The sequence below is a fragment of the Haematobacter genomosp. 1 genome (genome assembly GCF_002196855.1).
Taxonomy (GTDB): Bacteria; Pseudomonadota; Alphaproteobacteria; order Rhodobacterales; family Rhodobacteraceae; genus Haematobacter.
This window is the reverse complement of record NZ_NIPW01000006.1, coordinates 104,959-125,929: the sequence shown is the minus strand read 5'-3', so window position 1 is coordinate 125,929 and position 20,971 is coordinate 104,959. Positions and strand designations below refer to the sequence as shown.

The window sequence follows — 20,971 nt, the reverse complement described above, 5'->3', positions numbered from 1 at the left end:
CTCAGAGCGCGGAGGGGCGGGCGGCGTCTGCCTCCGCTTGCGAAGTGGGCGCCGTGAACGGCAGGAGCGAGGGCTGCGTCAGGCCATGCCCGCGGAACGGCGTCCGGGTGCGGACCTGCTCGGGCAGTTCGGCCGCAGCCAGCGGGCCGCCGAAGGCAAGCTTTGAGTCTTCCACGGTGCAGAATGTCTCCACAAACGAAGGCAGGCCGCCGAAGACGGTCGCCTGACGCATCGGTCCGTCGGCATCGAAGGGACGGACGTTCAGCGTTCCGGCCAGACCCGCCCCGCCCCGTGCGTCGATGGAGGCCATTTCATTCATGCACATCCGCCCCGGCTCCACGCACATGTTGAGAATCAGGCGATAGAGATCGGCATCGACCGACTGGTAATGCGTGGCGGGGTTGTTCTCGCTGGGTTTGACGAGGTCGAGATAGGTCGCGCGGTCGAGCGTCTGGCCGCTTTCGCGCACCTGCTGAACCCATTGGTCGTAACCCGCGTCGTCAAGCCCGTGGAAGGCGAATCGCATGTGGGAGAAGCCGTGGCCGCTGTAGTTGGCGGAGAAGCCCTCATAATCGCCTGCATGGTTGATGACGGCGTTGAGCTGCGTCTGCATCCCGGGCATCGCATAGATCATGCCCGACAGCGCCGGAATGTAGAAGGCGTTCATCACGGAGGTGGCGGTGATCTTGAACCGGATCGGCCGGTCCACCGGCGCGGCGAGTTCGTTCACCGTGGCGATCCCCTCTTCGGGGTAGATGAACAGCCATTTCCAGTCCATCGCCACGACCTGCACCTCCAGCGGCCGGTGATCGGCGGCAAGCGGCCTGTCCTTGTCCAGCCGGTCGAGCGGCCGGTAGGGGTCAAGCAGGTGCGTGCCGACCCATGTCAGCGCACCGAGGCAGATGATGATGAGCAGCGGCGCCGCCCAGATGACGAGTTCGAGCTGGGTCGAGTGATCCCAGTCCGGCTTGTATTCCGCTTTCCGGTTAGATTCGCGGTACTTCCACGCGAAGAAGATCACCAGCGCCATCACCGGAATGATGATGAGCAGCATGAGCAGCGTGGAGATCACAAGCAGGTCCCGCTGCCGCATCGCAATATCGCCCGCCGGTGACAGGACCACCGGCTTGCACGCTGCGAGAAGGAGCGGAACGAGGATAAGGGGGACGAGGCGCGCTGGTTTCACGGGCTTTCCCATCATCTGGCAAGGAAACTAGGGGGCGATCCGGCTGGGCCGGAAGATCGGGCGTTGGATTAAAGGCTCTGCCGCAGGTACGACATTGGACAATTTGCCCAATGCCGCAGGTGCAGCCGTCGGCTCTATAGAGACGCCGCCCCGTGCCAGTGGCGCGGAGTGCGCTATCATGCACAACTTATATCAGATGCAGGAAGAGGCGAGGTCCAGCATGAGCAGCACCGCAGCCACGGGAACGCCGGAGACGACGGCGGAACGCGACGCCCGCGCCATCCACAAGGATGGCGGTCATGACGTCTCGCCCAACGAAATCGCCATCGGCGTCATCATCGGCCGGATGTCGGAATTCTTCGACTTCTTCGTCTATTCCATCGCCTCCGTTCTGGTCTTTCCAGCGGTGTTCTTTTCCTTCGCCGATCCGCTGACGGGCACGCTGCTGTCCTTCGCGGTCTTCGCGCTGGCCTTTGTCGCGCGTCCCATCGGCACGATCCTCTTCATCCAGATTGACCGCGCCTGGGGACGGGGAGCAAAGCTCACGCTCGCCCTGTTCCTGCTCGGAACGGCGACCGTCTGCATCCCGCTGATTCCCGGCTATGCCACCATCGGCTACTGGTCGATCCTGTTCCTTGCCGCCTTCCGCTTCCTGCAGGGGATCGCGCTCGGCGGGGCATGGGACGGGCTGTCCTCGCTGCTCGCCATGAACGCGCCTCCCGGCAAGCGGGGCTGGTACGCGATGCTGCCGCAGCTTGGCGCACCGCTCGGGCTGATCGTGGCGTCCGCGCTGTTCGCCTATCTGGTGCTCAGCCTCTCCACCGAAGATTTCCTGAGCTGGGGCTGGCGCTATCCGTTCTTCGTCGCCTTCGCGATCAACGTGGTGGCCCTGTTCGCCCGCCTGCGCATCGTGGTGACGCCGGAATACGAGCGCCTCTTCGAAAGCCGCGACCTGCAACCCGCGCCGGTCGGCAATACGCTGAGCGCGGAAGGGCCGCGGATCATCCTCGGCATCTTCACCCCGCTCGCGAGCTTTGCGCTCTTTCACATGATGACGGTGTTCCCGCTGTCCTACGTATTCCTCTACACGGAGGAACCGCCGGCGGACTTCCTCATCATCCAGGTGATCGCGGCTGTTGTGGGCGTCGGTGCCGTGCTGCTGTCGGGTGTGCTGTCGGACAGGATCGGCCGGGGCAACCTGCTCGCCCTCGCCGCCATCGGTATCGCGGTGTTCAGCGTCGTGGCGCCGGCCTTCCTTGGCGGGGCGGAGACGGGGGAGCTGATCTACATGATCGTCGGGTTCGTGCTGCTCGGCCTGTCCTTCGGCCAGTCCTCCGGCGCGACGGCGGCGCGGTTCGATCCGACCTATCGCTACACCGCGTCCGCCCTGACATCCGACCTCGCCTGGCTGTTCGGCGCCGGATTCGCGCCGCTGGTCGCCCTGGCGCTGGTGCATTGGTTCGGCCTGTGGTCGGCGGGCGCCTATCTGCTCTCCGGCGCGATCTGCACGCTGGTGGCGCTCCGGGCGAACCGGCAGCTCGAATTCAAGAACTGAGCATCGGGCCTTCCAAAATTAAAAGGGCCGCTCCCCGGAGCGGCCCTTCTTCATTTCGGCCCGGGAGCTCAGCCCTTTTGCGCCGCCTCGCCCTGTGCCCGCGTCTGGGCCAGCGTCGCGCCGGCAGAGAGCGCCTCCGGGTCCAGCACGAGTTCGATCATCGCAGGCTTGCCGGAGGCCGCCGCGCGCTCAAATGCCGCCGCGAAATCCTCCGTCCGCTCCACCCGCTCGCCATGCCCGCCATAGGCCCGCGCCAGCGCCGCGAAATCAGGCGAGGCCAGGCGCGTGCCGCTGACCCGTCCCGGATAGGTCCGTTCCTGGTGCATGCGGATAGTGCCATACTGGCCATTGTTGGCGACGATGGTGATCGGGGTCGCGCCATGCTGCATCGCGGTGGAGAACTCGTTCAGCGTCATCTGGATATCGCCGTCGCCCGCCACGCAGACCACCCGCCGCCCCGGATGTTCGAGCGAGGCGGAGATCGCCGCCGGGAACCCATAGCCCATGCTGCCCGACGTCGGCGCCAGTTCCGTAGGGAAGCCGCGATAGCTGTAGTAGCGATGCAGGAAGGCCGCGAAGTTGCCCGCGCCATTGGTCAGGATCGCATCGTCGGGAAGCGTTTCCGCCAGCCAGCCGATCACCTGTTCCATCTTCACCGCACCGGGGGTTTCCTTGGGCCGGGTCCAGCCCTCGAAATCCGCGCGGAGCGCCTTGGTCCAGCCCTCCCGCACCGGGTTCGGCGCTGCGTTCTGGCGGGCGAGGGCGGCGATCATCGCGGGCGCCGTCGCGACGACCGCGACATCCGGCCGCCAGACATGACCGAGTTCGTCCGGGTCGGGATGGACATGCACGATCCGCGGTCCCGGCGCGGCCGGGTCGAGCAGCGTGTAACCATTGGTGGCCGTATCGCCCAGGCGAGAGCCGAGGACGATCAGCAGGTCCGCCTCGCCCAGACGCGCGCCGAGCTTCGGGTTCATGCCGACGCCGAGATAACCCGCATAATGCGAATGGCGGTTGTCGAGCCTGTCCTGCCGCCGGAAGGAAGTCGTCACCGGCAGGTTCTGCGCCTCCGCGAACCGGGCGAGATCCACCGCCGCCTGAGCCGACCATTGCGACCCGCCGACGACGAGGAGCGGGCGCTCCGCCCCCTCCAGCGCCGCCATCACGGCAGCCACATCCGCCTCGGCAACCGCGGGGGCGCGCGGTTCGGCAGGGGCCAGATCGGGCACATCCGCATGGCCGGCCAGCACATCCTCCGGCAAGGCCAGCACCACCGGGCCGGGCCTGCCGGAGACGGCGAGCCGGAAAGCGCGGGAGACATATTCCGGGATCCGCTCCGTCTGATCGATCTCGGTGGCCCATTTCGCCAGCGGACCAAAGACGGCGCGGTAGTCGATTTCCTGAAACGCCTCCCGGTCGCGGTCGCTACGGGCGATCTGACCGACAAAGAGGATGAGCGGGGTCGAATCCTGCCGGGCGACGTGCACCCCGGCGGAAGCATTGGTCGCCCCCGGCCCGCGGGTCACGAAACAGACGCCCGGCTCGCCCGTAAGCTTGGCATAGGCCTCCGCCATCATGGCCGCGCCGCCTTCGTGACGGCAGACGATATTCTCGATCCCGCTGTCGTAAAGCCCGTCAAGGACAGCCAGAAAGCTCTCCCCCGGAACGGAGAAGACGCGCGTCACCCCCCGCGCCTTCAGTTGGTCCACAAGGATCTGTCCGCCGTGCCGCATGGGTGCTCCCTTCCGTTCGGGCCGCACAGTGCGACAGCGGAGGCGAGGGGGCAAGTGTTGGAAATGTCTCCCGGCGACGGAAGGGGATAGCCGCCGATGCCGGGCTTGCCCTGATCCGCATGGGGAACTTGGCGCGGAGCGAGGGGGCTGCGCCCCATCCGCCCCGGGATCACCTCAAGGCGCGCGCCCGCGGCGGCGGCATCGCACGCGGCGACATCGACCATGCGCCATGTCTACCCGGCCCGCCAGGCGCGTCAGAGGTTGGCCTCGACCCGGAAGCCCGAAGGAATGCCCTCCTCCCGCCCCTCCAGCACGAGGTCCGCCATGACCTCGGCCACCTTGGGCGCGATGCCGAAGCCGATCTTGAAGCCGCCGTTTGCGATGAAATGATCCGCCCGCCCCGGCCAGGGTCCGAGCATGGGGGACCTGCTCCGCGCACGCGGCCTTACCCCTGCCCAGCACCGCACCACCGGCGCGCCCTCCAGCGCCGGGCAAAGCCCGACGGCCCGCGCATGCAACTCCGCGAGCGCACCGTCCACCCGGTCGGGCACATCGAACTCCCGCTCGGAAGTGGATCCGACAGCCACCGTGCCATCGGCATGGGGCACGATATGAACGCCTTCGGTGAACACCTGCGGGCGCTCCGCCGCCGGAAGCGCGAGGGTCAGCGCCTGCCCCTTCACGCCCCCGCCCACCTTCCGGTCCAGCGCCAGGGACAGCGCCGCCAGCCCCGTCCAGCCGGTGGCCCAGACCACCCGGCCATAGGGCGCGCCCTCCCGCCGCACATCGCCCCCCCGGGCGATGATCGCATGGGCCAGCGCCTCGCAAGCTGCGGCGGGCAGGATGCGGGCGGTGAGGGTATCCTCCACCACCTCGACCACACCGGGGGGGAGCCAGTCGCCTTCGCCAGCGGAAACAGGGCGCACACGCCAGCTCGCCGCCCCCGTCCAGAGCGCTTCGGCCGTGGCCTCCCGCGTGCGGGCCAGCGTCGCGGCCTCCGCGCTCATGAGCGGCTGGATACGCCCCGTCCGCCCATAGCCCGGATCGCGGCCGGAGGCCCGTGCCACGCCCGCCCACCAGGTCTCCGCCATCAGCAGGCTGTCGAGCTGGAACTGCTTCTTTTCGTTCCACGTCTCCGGCACATGCGGTGCAAGCGCGCCCACCACGCCGCCCGACGCTCCGGCCCCCACACCCGACGGGTCGATCACCCGCACCTTGGCTCCGCGTTCCAGACAGGCCCAGGCGATGGAAAGCCCGAACACGCCCGCGCCGTAAACCGTCACATCCGTCATGCCCTGCTCTCCCCGCTTGTGTGTCGTGCCGCTCTGTTCTAGCCCCGGAACAGCCTTGAGGACCATGCCATGCCGCACACACCTTCCGACACGGCCCAGATCGACTGGCGCGACGGCGGCGTGCCGGTCGCCCGCCGCTTCGACGACCCGTATTTCTCGCTGGGCGACGGGCTGGCGGAGACGCGGCATGTTTTCCTTGGCGGCAATGATCTGCCCGCGCGGTTCCAAGACGGCTTCCACATCGCTGAGCTGGGATTCGGCACCGGGCTGAACCTGATCGCGACCGTTCTGGCATGGCAGGCGGCGGACCTTCCCGGCAGCTTCCGCTTTACCAGTTTCGAGGCCTTCCCGATGCGCGCGGATGACATGGCCCGCGCGCTCTCCGCCTTCCCGGAGGCCGCGGGCATGGCGGAGCCGCTGCTCTCGGCATGGGCGGGAGGGGAGCGCCGCTTCCCCCTCGGCCCGGCGGAGGTGGAGATCGTAGAGGGCGATGCGCGGGAGACGCTGCCGCTCTGGACGGGGCGGGCGGATGCGTGGTTCCTCGACGGCTTCTCCCCCGCCAAGAACCCGGAGCTGTGGAATGAGGCGCTGATGGTCGCCGTCGCCGCTCACACGTGTCCGGGCGGCACCTTTGCCACCTATACGGCTGCGGGACATGTGCGGCGGGCCTTGCAGGCGGCGGGATTTGCGGTAGAGCGCAGAGAGGGATACGGACGCAAGCGGCATATGACCGCTGGTCGTCTGCTCACACCCTGAAGCGGACGCTGACCAGCCATGGCACAACAGAACACCCGTCTCGGCATCGTGCTGATGATCTGCACGACCTTCGTCTTTGCGGTGCAGGACGGGATTTCGCGCCATCTCGCGGGCGAATACAACGTGCTGATGGTGACGATGATCCGCTACTGGTTCTTCGCCGCCTTTTGCGTGGCGCTGGCGGCGCGGATGCCGGGCGGCCTGCGCCGGGCGCTCCGGCCCGCCTATCCGAAGCTCCAGATCCTCCGCGGCCTGCTCCTCGCCTTCGAGATCTGCGTGATGGTGCTGGCCTTCACCCTGCTGGGGCTGGTGGAGACGCATGCGATCTTCACCGCCTATCCGCTCATCGTCGCGGCGCTCTCCGGCCCGATTCTGGGGGAGAAGGTCGGCTGGCGCCGCTGGGCCGCGATCGCCGTGGGTTTCCTCGGGGTGTTGGTGATCCTGCGGCCCGGACATCACGTCTTTTCGGCAGTGGCACTGGTCCCGTTCATCTCCGCCACTTCCTTTGCGATCTACGGGCTTCTGACCCGTTACGTCGGCCAGAAGGACAGCGCGGGCGTCAGCTTCTTCTGGACGGGAACGGTGGGTGCCGTGGTGATGACGGCGGTGGGCCTGCCCAATTGGCAACCGATGAGCGCGCCGGATTGGGGCTGGATGCTGCTTCTGTGCTGTGTGGGCGTGCTCTCCCACTACATGCTGATCCGCTGCTACGAGGTGGCGGAGGCGAGCGCGGTGCAGCCCTTTGCCTATTTCCAGCTTCCCTTCGTCGCGGTGATCGGCCTGACGATTTTCGGCGAGACGCTGGCATGGAACCTGGTGATCGGCGCGGCCATCGTGGTCGGCGCCGGGCTGTTCACGCTCTGGCGGGAACGGAAGGTGGCCGCGCGGGCCGCCGCCGCCGCACGGGCAGAGGCCGCGATCACCTCCCCCTGAAAGGGGGCGGATGGCGCGCGGCTCTGCCTGACTGGGGTCCGGTTCACAGGCGTCATCGCGCGGCTGCGCCCCCGCACTCGCACCATTCGAAATGCCTTCGAGAGATGCCGCCGCAATGCCAAGCCGCCTTTGCTCCGGCGCAGGCGGATGGATGGGTCCGCCCCTGACGGAACCGCCCGGACCTGCGGGACCGGACGCCCGTTCCAGCGCAACTTGCCCGCTCTACCGAGACTTCAGATCCGCCGTGGGGCGCAGTTCCACCGTCTTTCCGGCAAGCCGCGCGCGATAGATGGGGAGTGCCTCCGCCACGCGCATCACGTAGTTCCGGGTTTCGGTGAACGGGATGCTCTCGATCCAGTCCACCACGTCCACCTCACGTGAACGGGGGTCGCCATAGGTCGCGATCCATTCCCGGACCCGCCCCGGCCCTGCGTTGTAGCCCGCCGCCAGCAAAGCCACGGAACCGCCGAACTCCTCCTGCAAATGGGCGAGATAGGCGGCGCCCATCCGCGCGTTGTAGGTCCAGTCGCTGGTGAGCTTCTGCGGCGCGAAGGCCACGCCCAGCTTGCGCGACATCTGCTCTGCGGTGCCGGGCATGACCTGCATCAGCCCGCGCGCGCCAGCGGAGGACACGACGCCCGCGTCGAACTCGCTCTCCCGCCGGGCGATGGACAGGGCCAGAGCCCGCTCCACCGGCAGGTCGAGCCGGGCGAGTTCCATCGTGGGGAAATAGGCGCGCGGCAGCACGATGGAGCGGGAGGCCGCCTCCTTCGCGACCAGAAGCGCGATATTCGGCTCCCCCTTCGCCAGCGCCGCCTCCCCCAGCTGCGCCAATCCGCCCGCATCGAGCGAATCGGCGAGCGCGATGTAGAACCGCTTCGCCTGATCGCGGGCCCCTGCCGCCTGCAAAAGCTCTGCCGCCTGAAACCGCGAATCGCGGGTGAAGGGAGCGCCACGCCAGTCGGGCACCTTGGCCGTTCCTGCCAGATCGGTCTTCATGGGCTGGCCGATCCGCTCCGCCGCGAGCTGGCCATAGAAGCCGGTCTGGAACTCGGCGGCCAGCGCATAGGCCGCTCCGGCGGCCTTGCGATCGCCCGCAGCTTCCGCCGCGCGCCCTTCCCAATAGGCTGCGCGCCCTAGGCTGATGGGAGAGTTCACCGCCGTCCGCACATTGCGGAAATGCGTCATCGCCTGCCGGGGATTGTTGAGCCGCTGCAGCGCGATATAGCCCGCGAGCCATTCGAGATCGGCGTAATCCGCGCCTTTTGTCAGCCCGTGCTGCGAGGCCAGCCGGTAGGCCAGCTTGGTATCGCCCAGCCGCATCTCCCGCCGTGCAAGCAGCGCCCGCCGCTCCGCCCAGATCTCCGGCCTGCCGAGCGAGGCGGGGCTGCGGTCCAGCCCGTCGAGATACAGTGCCGCCTCCTCATACCGGCTCTTGCGCATCCGCCAGGCGAACCGCTCCCAGGCAAGACCCGGGTCCGACTGCGCCCTGTCGGGCACCGCATTGATGAAACCGTCCACCCCCGGCAGATCGCGTCGCAGGGCGATCCGCGCGCGCGCCAGCGCCTGCCAGTTCCCGTTGACCAGCGGCAGCATCCGCTCCGCATCCGTAAACCGTTCGCGCCAGAGCATGTTGTCCAGCCGCTCGACATGATGCTTGGCCAGCAGCGCGGGCCAGGCGGAGATCAGCGCCGCCTGCTCGCTCTCGGTGAGCGGCAGTTCCCGCCAGGCGCGGGTGACGACCGCCGCGGCCTTGTCCGTCTGCCCCTTGGCCTTCCAGGCCGCGCCGAGCGCCAGCGCCCCCTGCCCGGTCAGCGGGCGCTGCGTCCCGAAGAAGCCGATCACCCGGTCCGGGTCGGCGCCCGGCGGAATGGCCGCCTCCCCCCGTCGCCGCACGAGGTCTATCCCCGGCCAGTCGCCGTGCCGCGCCACGAAGGCGGTATAGGCGCCGAAACTCCCTTCCCCCTGCCGGAGCCGGAGCCATTCGATGATGTCCGCCGCGATGGGCCCGGATGTCCGGGCAGAAGCCTGCGCGGCGTCCCAGTCCTGCCGCCCGGCCGCGTCCAGCGCGGCGGCGAGACGGTTCGCCGGACGCTGCTCCGCCGCGGCCTGGGCAAAGGGCGCGGCGAACGAGGCCAGCAGAAAGGCCGCGGCAACGGCGGGGACGAGACGGGACATGTGACGGAACCTGCTTCTTGTTTTGCCGGGAGTGTAGCGATGCGAGAGGCGTCCTCCAACTCACAATAGGGCCAGTTGGCAACCGCTTCCGCGATGATTAAAAGGCGCCCGAAGGAACCGGGCCGGAAGCCCAAGGAGGTGCACGATGTTCAAGGGGTCTCTTCCAGCTCTGGTCACGCCGTTCAAGGACGGAAAGCTTGATCTCGCCACGCTCGAAAGCTTGGTCGAATGGCATATCGCGGAGGGGTCGAGCGGCCTCGTCCCCGTCGGCACCACTGGTGAAAGCCCGACGGTCACGCATGAAGAGCATGGCCGCGTCATCGAGGAGGTCGTGCGCGTCGCCCGTGGCCGCGTGCCGGTGATCGCGGGCGCCGGCTCCAACGCGACGGCGGAGGGGATCGACCTGATCCGCCACGCAGAAGCCGCAGGCGCCACGGCGGCGCTCGTCGTGACGCCCTACTACAACAAGCCCACGCAGGCGGGCATGGTCGCGCATTTCACCGCGATGCACGACGCTTCCTCCCTGCCGATCATCATCTACAACATCCCCGGACGCTCCGTGGTGGACATGATGCCGGAAACGATGGGCGCGCTTGCGAAGTTGCCGCGGATCGTGGGCGTAAAGGACGCGACCGGCCGGATCGAACGGGTGTCGCTCCAGCGGCAGTTCTGCGGGCCGGACTTCATCCAGCTCTCGGGCGAGGATGCGACGGCGCTCGGCTTCAACGCCCATGGCGGCGTTGGCTGCATCTCCGTCACGGCCAATGTAGCCCCCCGGCTCTGCGCCGAGTTTCAGGCGGCGACGCTCGCAGGCGATTACGCCAAGGCGCTGGACTATCAGGACAGGCTGATGCCGCTGCATACCGCGATCTTCCTTGAGCCGGGCGTGGCAGGGGCGAAATACGGCCTGTCGCTGCTCGGGCGCTGCGCGGAGGAGGTGCGCCTGCCGCTCACCCCGCTCACCGAAGGCACCAAGGCCGCAATCCGCGCGGCGATGGAGCATGCGGGGCTTCTCTGAAGCAGGGTGCAGGGCGCATTTCCGCAACGCCATCGGGGGGGTTGACCCCCCGATGTGCGGCAAGTGAGTGGACAGGGCCCTCCCTCTCCCCTATCTGACGGCGATCATGGCCCAGAAATCCGATCCCAACTCCAAGCTCATCGCCGAGAACCGCCGCGCGCGGTTCGACTATTTCATCGAGAGCGACCTCGAAGCCGGTATCATGCTGACGGGGTCGGAGGTGAAATCCCTCCGCCGCGGTCAGTCAAACATTGCGGAAAGCTATGCGAATGTGGAGCAGGGGGAGCTGTGGCTCATCAACTCCTATATCGCGGCCTACAAGGAAGCCGGGATCTTCGGACATGAGGAGCGGCGGCGGCGCAAGCTCCTCGTCTCCCGGCGGGAACTGTCGCGGCTCTGGAACGCCACCGCGCGGGAGGGGATGACCATTGTTCCCCTGTCGATGTATTTCAATGACCGCGGCATCGTGAAGCTGAAAATCGGCATCGCCAAGGGCAAGAAAGTCGCCGACAAGCGCGAGACCGAAGCCAAGCGCGACTGGAACCGGCAGAAGCAGCGCCTTCTGCGGGATCGGGGCTGACGGAGACGTCCGGGGCCAGCCGGGCCTGATGTGACCGACCTACGGCATTTTGCTAACAGGCTGCTGAAAAGTCCTGAAATGTCATGCCTCTGTGCCGGAAATCGGAAAATCCGCCCGGAAACGCCCGGAAGTCTATAGATTTCCGGCTGGGTTTCGTCAGATTGCGAACGATTTCCGCTCCAACACTGGCCAGAAAGCCGTTTTCAGCAGCCTGCTAAGGCGCGACGTCCGCGCGCCAGCGGGCCTGATCCGGCCCGCAACGGCTTTGCAGCGCAGCGCCCTCCTGACCACTCTTGCCTGTCCCGCCCTGCGGCGTCATAACCCGCTCCATATAGGGAGAGCGCGATGCAGGACGATCCGAAAACCCTTGTTTCCACCGGTTGGGTCGCGGCGCGGCTGGATGATCCGGCGCTGAAGCTGCTCGACGCCTCGTGGTACATGCCGGCCGACAAGCGCGACCCCAAGGCCGAGTTCGAGGCAGCCCACCTTCCCGGCGCTCGCTTCTTCGATATCGACGCGGTGAGCGATCCGGCCACCCCCCTCCCCCATATGGTGCCGCCTGCGGAGGATTTCGCAGCGGCAGCGGCCGATCTGGGCCTCCGCAAGGGCGATCAGGTGGTGGTCTATGATGGGGCGGGCCTGTTTTCCGCCGCGCGGGTCTGGTGGCTGTTCCGGCATATGGGCTTCGACCGGATCGCCGTGATGGACGGTGGCCTGCCGAAGTGGCGGGCGGAAGGGCGGCCGGTGGAAAGCGGTCCCGCGACCGTGGGGGGCGGGAATTTTCAGCCCCGCCCTGAAACCGATCTTGTCCGCAACGCCGCCGAGGTTCTGGCAAGCGTTGAGAGCGGCGCGCCGAACATCGCCGATGCACGTGCTGGCGAACGCTTCCGCGGCGAGGTGCCGGAGCCGCGCGCCGGTCTGCGCTCCGGCCATATTCCGGGCGCGCGGAATGTGCCCTTCAAGACATTGCTGAACGCAGACGGCACCATGAAGGAGATCGAGGCGCTCCGCACCGTCTTCACGGCTGCGGGCATCGACCTTGACCGCCCCGTCATCACCAGCTGCGGCTCTGGCGTGACGGCGGCCGTGTTGAGCCTCGCGCTCGAACGGATCGGCAATCAGGGCCACGCGCTCTATGACGGCTCGTGGACCGAATGGGGCGGCAGGGAAGATCTCCCCGTCGAGAAAGGATGAACCCGTGCTTTCCAATCTGAAACCGCAGCCCGCCGACAAGATCCTCCACATCACGCAGCTTTTCCGCGCCGATCCGCGGGCGGAGAAGGTGGATCTCGGCGTTGGCGTCTACAAGGATGCGACGGGCCATACGCCCGTGATGCGCGCCGTCCGCACGGCGGAGAAGCGGCTGGCGGAGACGCAGCCGACCAAGGCCTATACCGCGCTGGCGGGCGACCCCGCCTATCTGCTGGCGATGGGCGAGCTCGTGCTGGGCCGCGATCGCCCGCTCGACCGGATCGCGGCGGCGGCAACGCCGGGCGGCACCGGTGCGCTGCATCAGGCGCTGGAGCTTGCCCGCGCGGCGACACCGGGGGCTACGCTGTGGATACCTGAACCGACTTGGCCCAACCATCCGTCCATCGCCCGCCATCTGGGTATCTCCCATCGCGGATACCGCTATTTCGACCCCGTCACGGGTGAGGTGGACGAGGCGGGGCTGCTGGCCGATCTCGCGGGCGTGGCGGAGGGCGATATCGTCCTGCTGCACGGCTGCTGCCACAACCCGACGGGCGCCAATCCCACTGCCGCGCTGTGGGATCGCATCGCCGATCTGCTGGTGGAACGGAAGGCCGTCGCGCTGGTCGATATCGCTTATCAGGGCTTCGGCGACGGGATCGAGGAAGACGCGGCGGCGACGCGGCTTCTGGTTTCCCGCCTGCCGGAAGTGCTGGTGGCGGCGAGCTGCTCCAAGAACTTCGGCCTTTATCGCGACCGGGCCGGGATCGTGTTCGCCGTCGCGGCGGACAAGACGGCGCGTGATCTCACGCAGGACAATCTCGCAGCGCTGAACCGGGTGAACTACTCCTTCGCCCCGGATCACGGCGCGCGGATCGTGACGATGATCCTCGAGGACGAGACGCTCCGTGCCGATTGGGAAGCGGAGCTTCGCGACGTGCGGGAGGGGATGCTCGAACTGCGGCAGCAGCTTGCGGCGGCGCTGCGGACGGCGACCAATTCCGACCGGTTCGACTTCGTCGCCCGCCATCGCGGCATGTTCTCCCGTCTCGGGCTAACGCAAGCGGAGGTGCTGCGGCTGCGGGAGGAGTTTGCCATCTACATGGTGGATGACAGCCGCTTCAACGTGGCCGGGCTCAACGCGGAAAGCGTGCCACGGCTGGCATCCGCCGTCGCAGAAGTGCTGCGCGAGACGACGGTGGCCTGAAGATGACGGTGGCCTGATCCGTTTGCTGCTCAGGCTGTCCTGAGCAGCTTCCTTCCCCTGCGGGCGCTGGCGAAATCCTCCAGCGCCTGTCCGAAGGCCTCGAAAAGCGGGCGAGAGACAGGATCGTTCGCGGCGTTCCATTCGGGATGCCATTGGACAGACAGCGTAAACCCCGGCGCATCCTTCACGTAAAGCGCCTCCGGCGTGCCATCCGGGGCATGGCCGTCGATGACGATACGCGCGCCAGGACGGTTGATGCCCTGCCCGTGAAGCGTGTTGGTCATCACCTCGTCCGTGCCCATCAGCCGTTGGAACACGCCGCCCTTGGTGAACTTCACGATATGGCGGAGGGCAAACTTCTCCTCCAGCGTGCCGTCGGGGGGCATACGGTGATTCATGCGGCCCGGAAGGTCTCTGATCTCCGGGAAAAGGGAGCCGCCCATGGCGACGTTCACCTCCTGAAATCCCCGGCAGATACCAAGGAAGGGCTGCCCGCGTTCCACGCAGGCCCGCACGAGCGGCAGGGTGATGGCGTCTCGCTCCCGCTCGAAACTGCCATGGGCCTCGGTCGCTTCCTCACCGTATTCGGAAGGGTGGACGTTCGGCCTGCCACCCGTCAGGAGGAAACCGTCGCAGGCTTCCATCAGATCATCGACAGAGACCAGTCGCGGATCCGCGGGAACCACCAAAGGCACGCCCTGCGACACCAATGCCACGGCCTCACTGTTGATGACGCCACCCGCATGGCCGCGATAACGACCCTCGATATCAAGATAATTGCCGATGATTCCCACAACCGGGCGTGACATGATTTTTCCCCGCTTTTGCGACCAATGTATGAACTCCGGTCGCAAAAAAGAAGCGGTCATCGGCTTCACGGGCGCCAAAGAACAGTCAACTGCCCGAAACGAAGGCAGAATACACGGGATCAGTTCTGCGGTTGCGGCTGAACGGGCACTGCAGGCTGCGTTACCGTGCCTGCGGGGCCGGACTGGCCGGGTGTTCCGGTTTCGCCGGATGTCGGCGCGCCGGGCGTTACCGCGCGCTGAGTCGCGGGCGGCGTCTGATCCTGAACCGGCTGGCCTGTCCGACCGTCGATCTGAACATCGGCCCCATCGGGTCCGGGCGCCGTGGCTGTGTCCCGTGCAAGCCAGAAAAAGATGATACCCACCGCGAATATCACAACCAGCATCATGCCGATCAACGGGCCGCGGTGGCGACGGGTCTGCTTCTCGATATTCGCGTTCGGTGCGGACATGGGTTTCTCCTGCCGTGGCGTCGTTGGACGAGAGGTCCGGCGGACGGGTTGCACGCCTCTCCTTCCCTGCCTAACGTTCTGCTCCCGGGGAGGTTCCCCGCGCCTGCGGAGAGATAGATGAAAGACACCGCGCCGACGCCGGTCTTGCTGAGCGATTACCTGCCGCCCGCGTGGCTCGTCACCCATGTCGAGATGACGTTCCGCCTTTCGCCGCATGCCACGCGCGTCATCTCGCGAATCGCCTTCAGCCCGAACCCGGCGCGGGAGGGGCATCACGACCTCCGGCTGGACGGAGAACACCTGTCGCTGATTGCCGCGCGGATGGACGGCGTGCTGCTCGATGTGACGCCCGATGACCGCGGGCTGACGATTCCGGCGGCGCGGCTGCCGCGGACCGCCTTCCTGTGGGAGTCGGAGGTGGAGATCGCGCCGGCTGCGAACACCGCCCTCGAAGGGCTTTACATGTCGAACGGCATGTATTGCACGCAATGCGAGGCGGAGGGTTTCCGCAAGATCACCTTCTATCCCGACCGTCCCGATGTGATGGCGACCTTCCGCGTACGGATCGAATCGGACATGCCGGTGATGCTGTCGAACGGCAATCCGGTCGCCTCCGGGCCGGGCTGGTCGGAATGGGACGACCCCTGGGCCAAGCCCTCCTATCTCTTCGCCCTCGTCGCGGGTCAGCTTGTCGCGCATCGGAGCAACTTCACCACCCGCTCAGGGCGGGAGGTCGCGCTGGCCATATGGGTCCGGCCCGGGGATGAGGATCGGTGCGCCTACGCGATGGATGCACTCAAACGCTCCATGGCCTGGGACGAGCGGGTCTATGGCCGCGAATATGATCTGGACGTGTTCAACATCGTCGCGGTCGATGACTTCAACATGGGTGCGATGGAGAACAAGGGGCTGAACATCTTCAACAGCCGCTACGTGCTGGCCAGCCCGGAAACCGCGACGGACACGGATTACGAGAATATTGAGCGCATCATCGCGCATGAGTACTTCCACAATTGGACGGGCAACCGCATCACCTGCCGCGACTGGTTCCAGCTCTGCCTGAAGGAGGGTCTGACCGTCTTTCGCGACCAGCAGTTCTGCCGCGACGAACGGTCGGAGCCGGTGAAGCGGATCGAGGAGGTGATGACCCTGCGCGCCCGCCAGTTCCGGGAGGACAACGGTCCGCTGGCGCATCCGGTGCGTCCCGAAAGTTATGTGGAAATCAACAATTTCTACACCGCCACCGTCTATGAGAAAGGCGCGGAACTGATCGGGATGCTGCGGCGGCTGGTGGGAGAGGAGGGCTACCGCAAGGCGCTCGACCTCTATTTCGACCGGCTGGACGGGCATGCCGCGACGATTGAGGACTGGCTCGCGGTCTTTTCCGAAGCGACGGGGCGGGACCTGACACAGTTCAAGCGCTGGTATTCCGACGCGGGCACCCCCCGGCTGAAGGTAAGCGAACGCCATGAGGGCGACCGCTACACCCTGACCTTTGCCCAGCAGACGCCGCCTACCCCCGGCCAGCCCGAGAAACCGCCGCGTGTCATTCCGGTGGCCCTTGGTCTCTTGAACCCGAACGGGAACGAGGTGCTGCCGACGACCGTGCTGGAGGTGACGGAGGCGCGGCAGAGCTTCACCTTCGACAATATGCCCACGCGCCCTGTTCCCTCCCTTCTCCGGGGCTTCTCCGCCCCGGTGATTCTGGAACGGGAAACATCGAGCGAGGAGCGGGCCTTCCTGCTTGCGCATGATACCGATCCGTTCAACCGCTGGGATGCGGGCCGCGCGCTGGCCAAGGATGTTCTCGCCCGCATGGTGACGGAGAGCGCGACGCCCGGCCCCGACTATCTCACCGCGCTTGATCGTGTGGCGCGGGATGAGGCGCTTGACCCGGCGTTCCGCGCCTTGGCCCTCCGCCTGCCCTCGCAGGACGACATGGCGCAGACACTTCATGATGCGGGTGTGACCCCGGACCCGGACCGCATACACACCGCGTCGCAGCGGTTGACACTCGCCGTGGCGGAGGCCCTCGCCCCTACCCTGTCACGGCTTTACGAGGCGATGGACGTGCCCGGCCCCTATACGCCGGACGCGCGGACGGCCGGCTGCCGTGCGCTGCGGCTGACGGCGCTTGGTTTCCTCACGCGGCTCGACGAGGGGCAGCGCGCCGCGCGGCAGTTCGCAGCAGCTGACAACATGACCGAGCAGCTCGGCGCCCTTGCCGCCCTGCTGGATATCGGTCGTGGGCAGGAAGAAGTGGGCCGATTCCACCGGCAATGGGCCGGGGACCGGCTCGTCATGGACAAGTGGTTCAGCCTCCAGCTCGCCCATGCCGCGCCGGGGACAGCCGTGGAACTGGCGCAGACTCTCGCCGCGCGGGCCGATTTCGACTGGAAGGTGCCCAATCGCTTCCGGGCGCTGGTAGGCGCACTGTCAGGCAATCACGCGGCCTTCCATCGGTCGGATGGCGCGGGCTACCGCTTTGTGGCGGACTGGCTTTTGAAGGTGGATCCGCTGAACCCGCAACTGGCCGCGCGCATGTCCACGGCGTTCGAGACATGGCGCCGGTATGACGCGGACCGGCAGGGCCTCGCCCTTGGCGAGATGCACCGCATGATGGCGACGAGGGGGCTTTCGCGAGACATGCGCGAGATGCTCGATCGCATGGCCGAATGAACATCCGCCCTGCCGCTCAGGCCGGGCGTTTTCCACTCCTTCCATCCGAACGGGGCAAAAGCGGTATCCCGTTCGCAAACGACGAGGAACGGGGTTACCCGGTCAGCGGCGACACTGCCCGTGACATGCGAAAGATTGCGGGGGAATCAGCCCCGCAAGAACGGCAGCGGCCTTTGCGGCCTCAGACCTGACAGTAAGCCTGGGTGCGGGTCCATTTGGAGATCTGGGCGCGTTTTGCCGGATCGTGCATCGGACCCCAATCCGATACCACTTCGGCAACGCCAGCCCGATCGGCCTTGCGCGCCGCGATCTTCACCGCGCAGGCGAGATTGCTCGCCCCGTCATAAAGACCGCTCGCCGTCTCCTCACACCCGACGTAACGGGCGGTTGTGGGAGAAATCTGCATCAGACCGAGGTAGCGGCCACCACCGCCCTTGGCCTCGGGGTTCCACGTGCTCTCATACCGCGCGATGGAGGAGAAAAGCCCGGTCCAGAACGCGCTCCGCTCCTCGGTGGACGCAGTGCGATAACCGGGGCAGAAATCCTCCACATCATCCGGCACGGCGGAAAGCAGGACCGCCCCCTCCGCCTTCAGCGCATTGAGTGTGGATTTTGTCCATTTCGTCGCCTCCGGCCGGTGGTCCCATTGCGCAACCGGGAGTGCCGTGGGCACTTCGACGGATTGGGGCGTGGAACAGGCGGCAAGCGGCAGCATCACCAGCGCCACAAGGAGGAGACTGCGAAAGGACGTAACAGGCATTGGACCGTGGGCGCTGCACCGAACCAGATCGTCCGGCGCGCGGACCCTGCGATGGAACCGGTCCTGCCTGCAACCATTTGAAAATCCTGTCGGCGGTCAACCGCCGACACCCCGGCCACGGTGGCGGATCCCCGCCACCGCACGCGGTTCAGGTATGGGGTCAGGCCGCGCGCTGATGTTTTCCTTCCCTGACTTCCTCAACGATCTTGGCCACGAACGGCTCCAGATCATCGGGGGAGCGGGAGGTGATGATGCCCTGATCGGTAACCACAGCGTCGTCCGCCCAATGGCCGCCGGCATTCTTCATGTCCGTCATGATCGACTTGTAGGAGGTCACGTTGCGCCCGCGCACGGCATCGGCCTCCACCAGCATCCACGGCCCGTGACAGATTGCGGCAACGACCTTCCCTTCCCGCACGAAGGCCTTGACCAGATCGACAGCACGCCGGTTGGTGCGCAGTTTATCGGGATTGATGACGCCGCCGGGAAGAACGAGCGCATCGTAATCGCTCTCGGTCACCTCCTCCAGTTCGCGATCGGCCTTGATCTCGTCTGTCCAGTTGCCGTCCTTCCAGCCGCGGATCGCCTTGCCTTCCGGGGTGACGACCTCGACCTGTGCGCCACGGTCACGCAGTTCCTTCAGCGGCACCTCAAGCTCCGACTGCTCGAACCCGTCGGTGGCGAGAATGGCGATGCGGGCTTTCCTGATATCGGTCATCGGGGACTCTCCTTTCGTTTGTCCCTCTCTAAACGGGCCCTGAAACGAGAAGTTCCTGCACGGGACGGCCTCAACGACCGCTTTTCCCCTTGCACATTTCCCCCACCTTTCGTGTAACGCGAAGATCCCGAGACCAAGGAGGCCAAGATGCTGGACACAGTCCCCGCCCCGCCCGAACCCAAGGTGATCCACGGCGCGACCGGCGAATGGGAGTTGGTCATCGGGATGGAGATCCATGCGCAGATCGCGTCTGAGGCCAAGCTGTTCTCCGGCGCTTCCACCGGCTTCGGGGCAGAGCCGAACAGCCACGTGAGCTTCATCGACGCGGCGATGCCGGGCATGCTGCCGGTGCTGAACGAATTCTGCATCCGTCAGGCGGTGCTGACCGGCCTCGGCCTCAAGGGGAAAATCAACCTGCGTTCGGCCTTCGACCGGAAGAACTACTTCTACCCGGACCTGCCGCAGGGCTATCAGATCAGCCAGCTCTATCACCCGCTCGTCGGCGAGGGCGAGGTCTGGGTCGAGATGTCCCCCGGCATCGCGCGGCGCGTACGGATCGAGCGTATCCACGTGGAGCAGGACGCGGGCAAATCCATCCATGACATGGATCCGAACATGTCCTTCGTGGACCTGAACCGTACCGGTGTGGCGCTGATGGAGATCGTCTCTCGCCCCGATATCCGCGGGCCGGAGGAGGCAGCCGCCTATGTGGCGAAGCTGCGCCAGATCCTGCGGTATCTGGGCACATGCGACGGCAACATGCAGAACGGCAACCTGCGCGCGGATGTGAACGTCTCCGTCTGCCGGCCGGGGCAATACGAGAAATATCAGGCAACGCAGGATTTCTCGCATCTCGGCACCCGCTGCGAGATCAAGAACATGAACTCCATGCGCTTCATCCAGCAGGCCATCGACTACGAAGCCCGCCGCCAGATCGCCATTCTGGAAGACGGGGGAAAGGTCGATCAGGAGACCCGTCTCTACGACCCGGACAAGGGCGAGACCCGCTCCATGCGGTCGAAGGAAGAGGCGCACGACTACCGCTACTTCCCCGACCCGGACCTGCTGCCGCTGGAGATCGAGCAGGAATGGGTCGATGACATCGCCGCCGCGATGCCGGAATTGCCCGATGCGAAGAAGGCGCGTTTCATCGCCGATTTCGGCGTGACGGATTACGATGCCGGCGTTCTCACCGCCGAGACGGAGAACGCGGTGTTTTTCGAGGCCGTCGCCTCCGGCCGCGATGGCAAGCAGGCCGCCAACTGGGTGATCAACGAGTTTTTCGGCCGGCTGAACAAGGAGGGGCTGAGCATCTCGGATAGCCCGGTTTCAGCCGCGCAACTCGCCGGGATTCTCGACCTGCTGGCGAATGAGACCATCTCCGGCAAGATCGCCAAGGATCTGTTCGAAATCCTCTGGACCGAAGGCGGTGACCCGGCGGAGATCGTCGAATCGCGGGGAATGAAGCAGGTGACCGACACCGGCGCGATCGAAGCCGCCGTTGACGAGATCATCGCTGCCAACCCGGCGCAGGTGGAAAAGGCCAAACAGAACCCCAAACTGGCGGGCTGGTTCGTCGGACAGGTGATGAAGGCGACCGGCGGCAAGGCCAATCCTGCGGCGGTAAACGCGCTGGTTGCCCAGAAGCTCGGACTCTAGGCCGAACCCGCGGGTCCTGGCCTGCGGGGGCGCTGCCCGGTACCGTTAGCGGCTGCGGGAAACGTCCTGAAGTGTCATGCTTAGGTGCCGGAAATCGGAAAACGGCACGGAAATATATAGATTTCCGGCTGGAATTCGTCAGATGGCGAACGATTTCCGCCCCAATAGAGGCCAAAAAGCCTTTTTCAGCAGCCTGTTAGCGGGCTGCTGAAAACATCCCGGGGGTGCCCTCACGCGGAGATCACCCCGGAAGCCGCAGGTTTTGGCT

General features: G+C 66.4%; 17 protein-coding genes. 9 read left to right on the top strand and 8 right to left on the bottom strand.

The features are described from left to right. Window position 1: 1 nt before the first annotated feature. A complete protein-coding gene (cyoA, locus tag CDV49_RS04125; RefSeq protein WP_256947230.1) occupies window positions 2–1,186 on the bottom strand; it encodes a ubiquinol oxidase subunit II in 1,185 nt (394 codons plus the stop codon). A gap of 220 nt (window positions 1,187–1,406) precedes the next feature. Here cyoA and CDV49_RS04120 point away from each other — a divergent pair, with 220 nt between their 5' ends. Next, entirely contained in the window at window positions 1,407–2,741 is a 1,335-nt protein-coding gene (locus CDV49_RS04120; RefSeq protein WP_088214304.1) for an MFS transporter, read from the top strand. A 68-nt stretch (window positions 2,742–2,809) separates the two neighbouring features. Here CDV49_RS04120 and CDV49_RS04115 read toward each other — a convergent pair whose 3' ends face one another. Further along, window positions 2,810–4,474 carry a thiamine pyrophosphate-binding protein gene (locus tag CDV49_RS04115; protein ID WP_088214303.1) on the bottom strand — a complete coding sequence of 555 codons (1,665 nt, stop codon included), beginning with the start codon at window positions 4,472–4,474 and terminating at the stop codon, window positions 2,810–2,812. A 254-nt stretch (window positions 4,475–4,728) separates the two neighbouring features. Then, window positions 4,729–5,766 (bottom strand): NAD(P)/FAD-dependent oxidoreductase, encoded by a 1,038-nt coding sequence (locus CDV49_RS04110; RefSeq protein ID WP_088214302.1) that lies wholly within the window; start codon window positions 5,764–5,766, stop codon window positions 4,729–4,731. 69 nt (window positions 5,767–5,835) lie between these two features. Here CDV49_RS04110 and mnmD point away from each other — a divergent pair, with 69 nt between their 5' ends. Both mnmD and CDV49_RS04100 read left to right on the top strand, forming a co-directional pair. Then, a complete protein-coding gene (gene mnmD / locus CDV49_RS04105; protein ID WP_088214301.1) occupies window positions 5,836–6,522 on the top strand; it encodes a tRNA (5-methylaminomethyl-2-thiouridine)(34)-methyltransferase MnmD in 687 nt (228 codons plus the stop codon). An 18-nt stretch (window positions 6,523–6,540) separates the two neighbouring features. Then, entirely contained in the window at window positions 6,541–7,455 is a 915-nt protein-coding gene (locus tag CDV49_RS04100; RefSeq protein WP_088214300.1) for a DMT family transporter, read from the top strand. Between the two features lie 222 nt (window positions 7,456–7,677). Here CDV49_RS04100 and CDV49_RS04095 read toward each other — a convergent pair whose 3' ends face one another. Continuing rightward, window positions 7,678–9,633, bottom strand: a complete 1,956-nt coding sequence (locus tag CDV49_RS04095) for a lytic transglycosylase domain-containing protein (RefSeq protein WP_088214299.1) — start codon at window positions 9,631–9,633, stop codon at window positions 7,678–7,680. A 145-nt stretch (window positions 9,634–9,778) separates the two neighbouring features. Here CDV49_RS04095 and dapA point away from each other — a divergent pair, with 145 nt between their 5' ends. The 4 genes from dapA to CDV49_RS04075 all read left to right on the top strand — a co-directional run bounded on the left by dapA (window position 9,779) and on the right by CDV49_RS04075 (window position 13,629). After that, entirely contained in the window at window positions 9,779–10,651 is an 873-nt protein-coding gene (gene dapA / locus CDV49_RS04090; RefSeq protein WP_088214298.1) for a 4-hydroxy-tetrahydrodipicolinate synthase, read from the top strand. A gap of 106 nt (window positions 10,652–10,757) precedes the next feature. Further along, window positions 10,758–11,231, top strand: a complete 474-nt coding sequence (gene smpB / locus CDV49_RS04085) for an SsrA-binding protein SmpB (protein ID WP_088214374.1) — start codon at window positions 10,758–10,760, stop codon at window positions 11,229–11,231. A gap of 345 nt (window positions 11,232–11,576) precedes the next feature. Further along, entirely contained in the window at window positions 11,577–12,425 is an 849-nt protein-coding gene (gene sseA / locus CDV49_RS04080; protein ID WP_088214297.1) for a 3-mercaptopyruvate sulfurtransferase, read from the top strand. A gap of 4 nt (window positions 12,426–12,429) precedes the next feature. Further along, complete coding sequence (locus tag CDV49_RS04075) at window positions 12,430–13,629, top strand: amino acid aminotransferase (RefSeq protein WP_088214296.1); 1,200 nt, start codon at window positions 12,430–12,432, stop codon at window positions 13,627–13,629. Between the two features lie 29 nt (window positions 13,630–13,658). On the opposite strand, the gene CDV49_RS04070 is transcribed toward CDV49_RS04075, so the two are convergent. After that, window positions 13,659–14,438, bottom strand: coding sequence for a gamma-glutamyl-gamma-aminobutyrate hydrolase family protein (locus tag CDV49_RS04070; RefSeq protein ID WP_088214295.1), 780 nt, complete (start codon window positions 14,436–14,438; stop codon window positions 13,659–13,661). 119 nt (window positions 14,439–14,557) lie between these two features. Further along, window positions 14,558–14,887, bottom strand: coding sequence for a hypothetical protein (locus tag CDV49_RS04065; protein WP_088214294.1), 330 nt, complete (start codon window positions 14,885–14,887; stop codon window positions 14,558–14,560). 117 nt (window positions 14,888–15,004) lie between these two features. Between CDV49_RS04065 and pepN the strand changes: the two genes are divergently transcribed. Then, a complete protein-coding gene (pepN, locus tag CDV49_RS04060) occupies window positions 15,005–17,566 on the top strand; it encodes an aminopeptidase N (protein ID WP_088214293.1) in 2,562 nt (853 codons plus the stop codon). A 181-nt stretch (window positions 17,567–17,747) separates the two neighbouring features. Here the strand turns inward: pepN and CDV49_RS04055 are convergent, their stop codons facing one another. Together CDV49_RS04055 and CDV49_RS04050 are read right to left on the bottom strand one after the other, a co-directional pair. Further along, window positions 17,748–18,326, bottom strand: a complete 579-nt coding sequence (locus CDV49_RS04055) for a lytic transglycosylase domain-containing protein (RefSeq protein ID WP_088214292.1) — start codon at window positions 18,324–18,326, stop codon at window positions 17,748–17,750. Between the two features lie 160 nt (window positions 18,327–18,486). Next, entirely contained in the window at window positions 18,487–19,044 is a 558-nt protein-coding gene (locus CDV49_RS04050) for a type 1 glutamine amidotransferase domain-containing protein (RefSeq protein ID WP_088214291.1), read from the bottom strand. A 147-nt stretch (window positions 19,045–19,191) separates the two neighbouring features. Between CDV49_RS04050 and gatB the strand changes: the two genes are divergently transcribed. Then, window positions 19,192–20,703: an Asp-tRNA(Asn)/Glu-tRNA(Gln) amidotransferase subunit GatB gene (gene gatB / locus CDV49_RS04045; RefSeq protein WP_088214290.1), complete on the top strand. Its 1,512-nt coding sequence runs from the start codon at window positions 19,192–19,194 to the stop codon at window positions 20,701–20,703. Window positions 20,704–20,971: the final 268 nt, after the last annotated feature.

Bases quoted from the DNA above. Each gene is read 5' to 3' on its own strand.
- sseA (WP_088214297.1), top strand. From the start codon at position 11,577: ATGCAGGACGATCCGAAAACCCTTGTTTCCACCGGTTGGGTCGCGGCG.
- CDV49_RS04110 (WP_088214302.1), bottom strand. From the start codon at position 5,766: ATGACGGATGTGACGGTTTACGGCGCGGGCGTGTTCGGGCTTTCCATC.
- CDV49_RS04115 (WP_088214303.1), bottom strand. From the start codon at position 4,474: ATGCGGCACGGCGGACAGATCCTTGTGGACCAACTGAAGGCGCGGGGG.
- CDV49_RS04120 (WP_088214304.1), top strand. From the start codon at position 1,407: ATGAGCAGCACCGCAGCCACGGGAACGCCGGAGACGACGGCGGAACGC.
- dapA (WP_088214298.1), top strand. From the start codon at position 9,779: ATGTTCAAGGGGTCTCTTCCAGCTCTGGTCACGCCGTTCAAGGACGGA.
- CDV49_RS04050 (WP_088214291.1), bottom strand. From the start codon at position 19,044: ATGACCGATATCAGGAAAGCCCGCATCGCCATTCTCGCCACCGACGGG.
- CDV49_RS04070 (WP_088214295.1), bottom strand. From the start codon at position 14,438: ATGTCACGCCCGGTTGTGGGAATCATCGGCAATTATCTTGATATCGAG.
- CDV49_RS04100 (WP_088214300.1), top strand. From the start codon at position 6,541: ATGGCACAACAGAACACCCGTCTCGGCATCGTGCTGATGATCTGCACG.
- CDV49_RS04055 (WP_088214292.1), bottom strand. From the start codon at position 18,326: ATGCCTGTTACGTCCTTTCGCAGTCTCCTCCTTGTGGCGCTGGTGATG.
- gatB (WP_088214290.1), top strand. From the start codon at position 19,192: ATGCTGGACACAGTCCCCGCCCCGCCCGAACCCAAGGTGATCCACGGC.
- CDV49_RS04095 (WP_088214299.1), bottom strand. From the start codon at position 9,633: ATGTCCCGTCTCGTCCCCGCCGTTGCCGCGGCCTTTCTGCTGGCCTCG.
- smpB (WP_088214374.1), top strand. From the start codon at position 10,758: ATGGCCCAGAAATCCGATCCCAACTCCAAGCTCATCGCCGAGAACCGC.
- mnmD (WP_088214301.1), top strand. From the start codon at position 5,836: ATGCCGCACACACCTTCCGACACGGCCCAGATCGACTGGCGCGACGGC.
- CDV49_RS04065 (WP_088214294.1), bottom strand. From the start codon at position 14,887: ATGTCCGCACCGAACGCGAATATCGAGAAGCAGACCCGTCGCCACCGC.
- pepN (WP_088214293.1), top strand. From the start codon at position 15,005: ATGAAAGACACCGCGCCGACGCCGGTCTTGCTGAGCGATTACCTGCCG.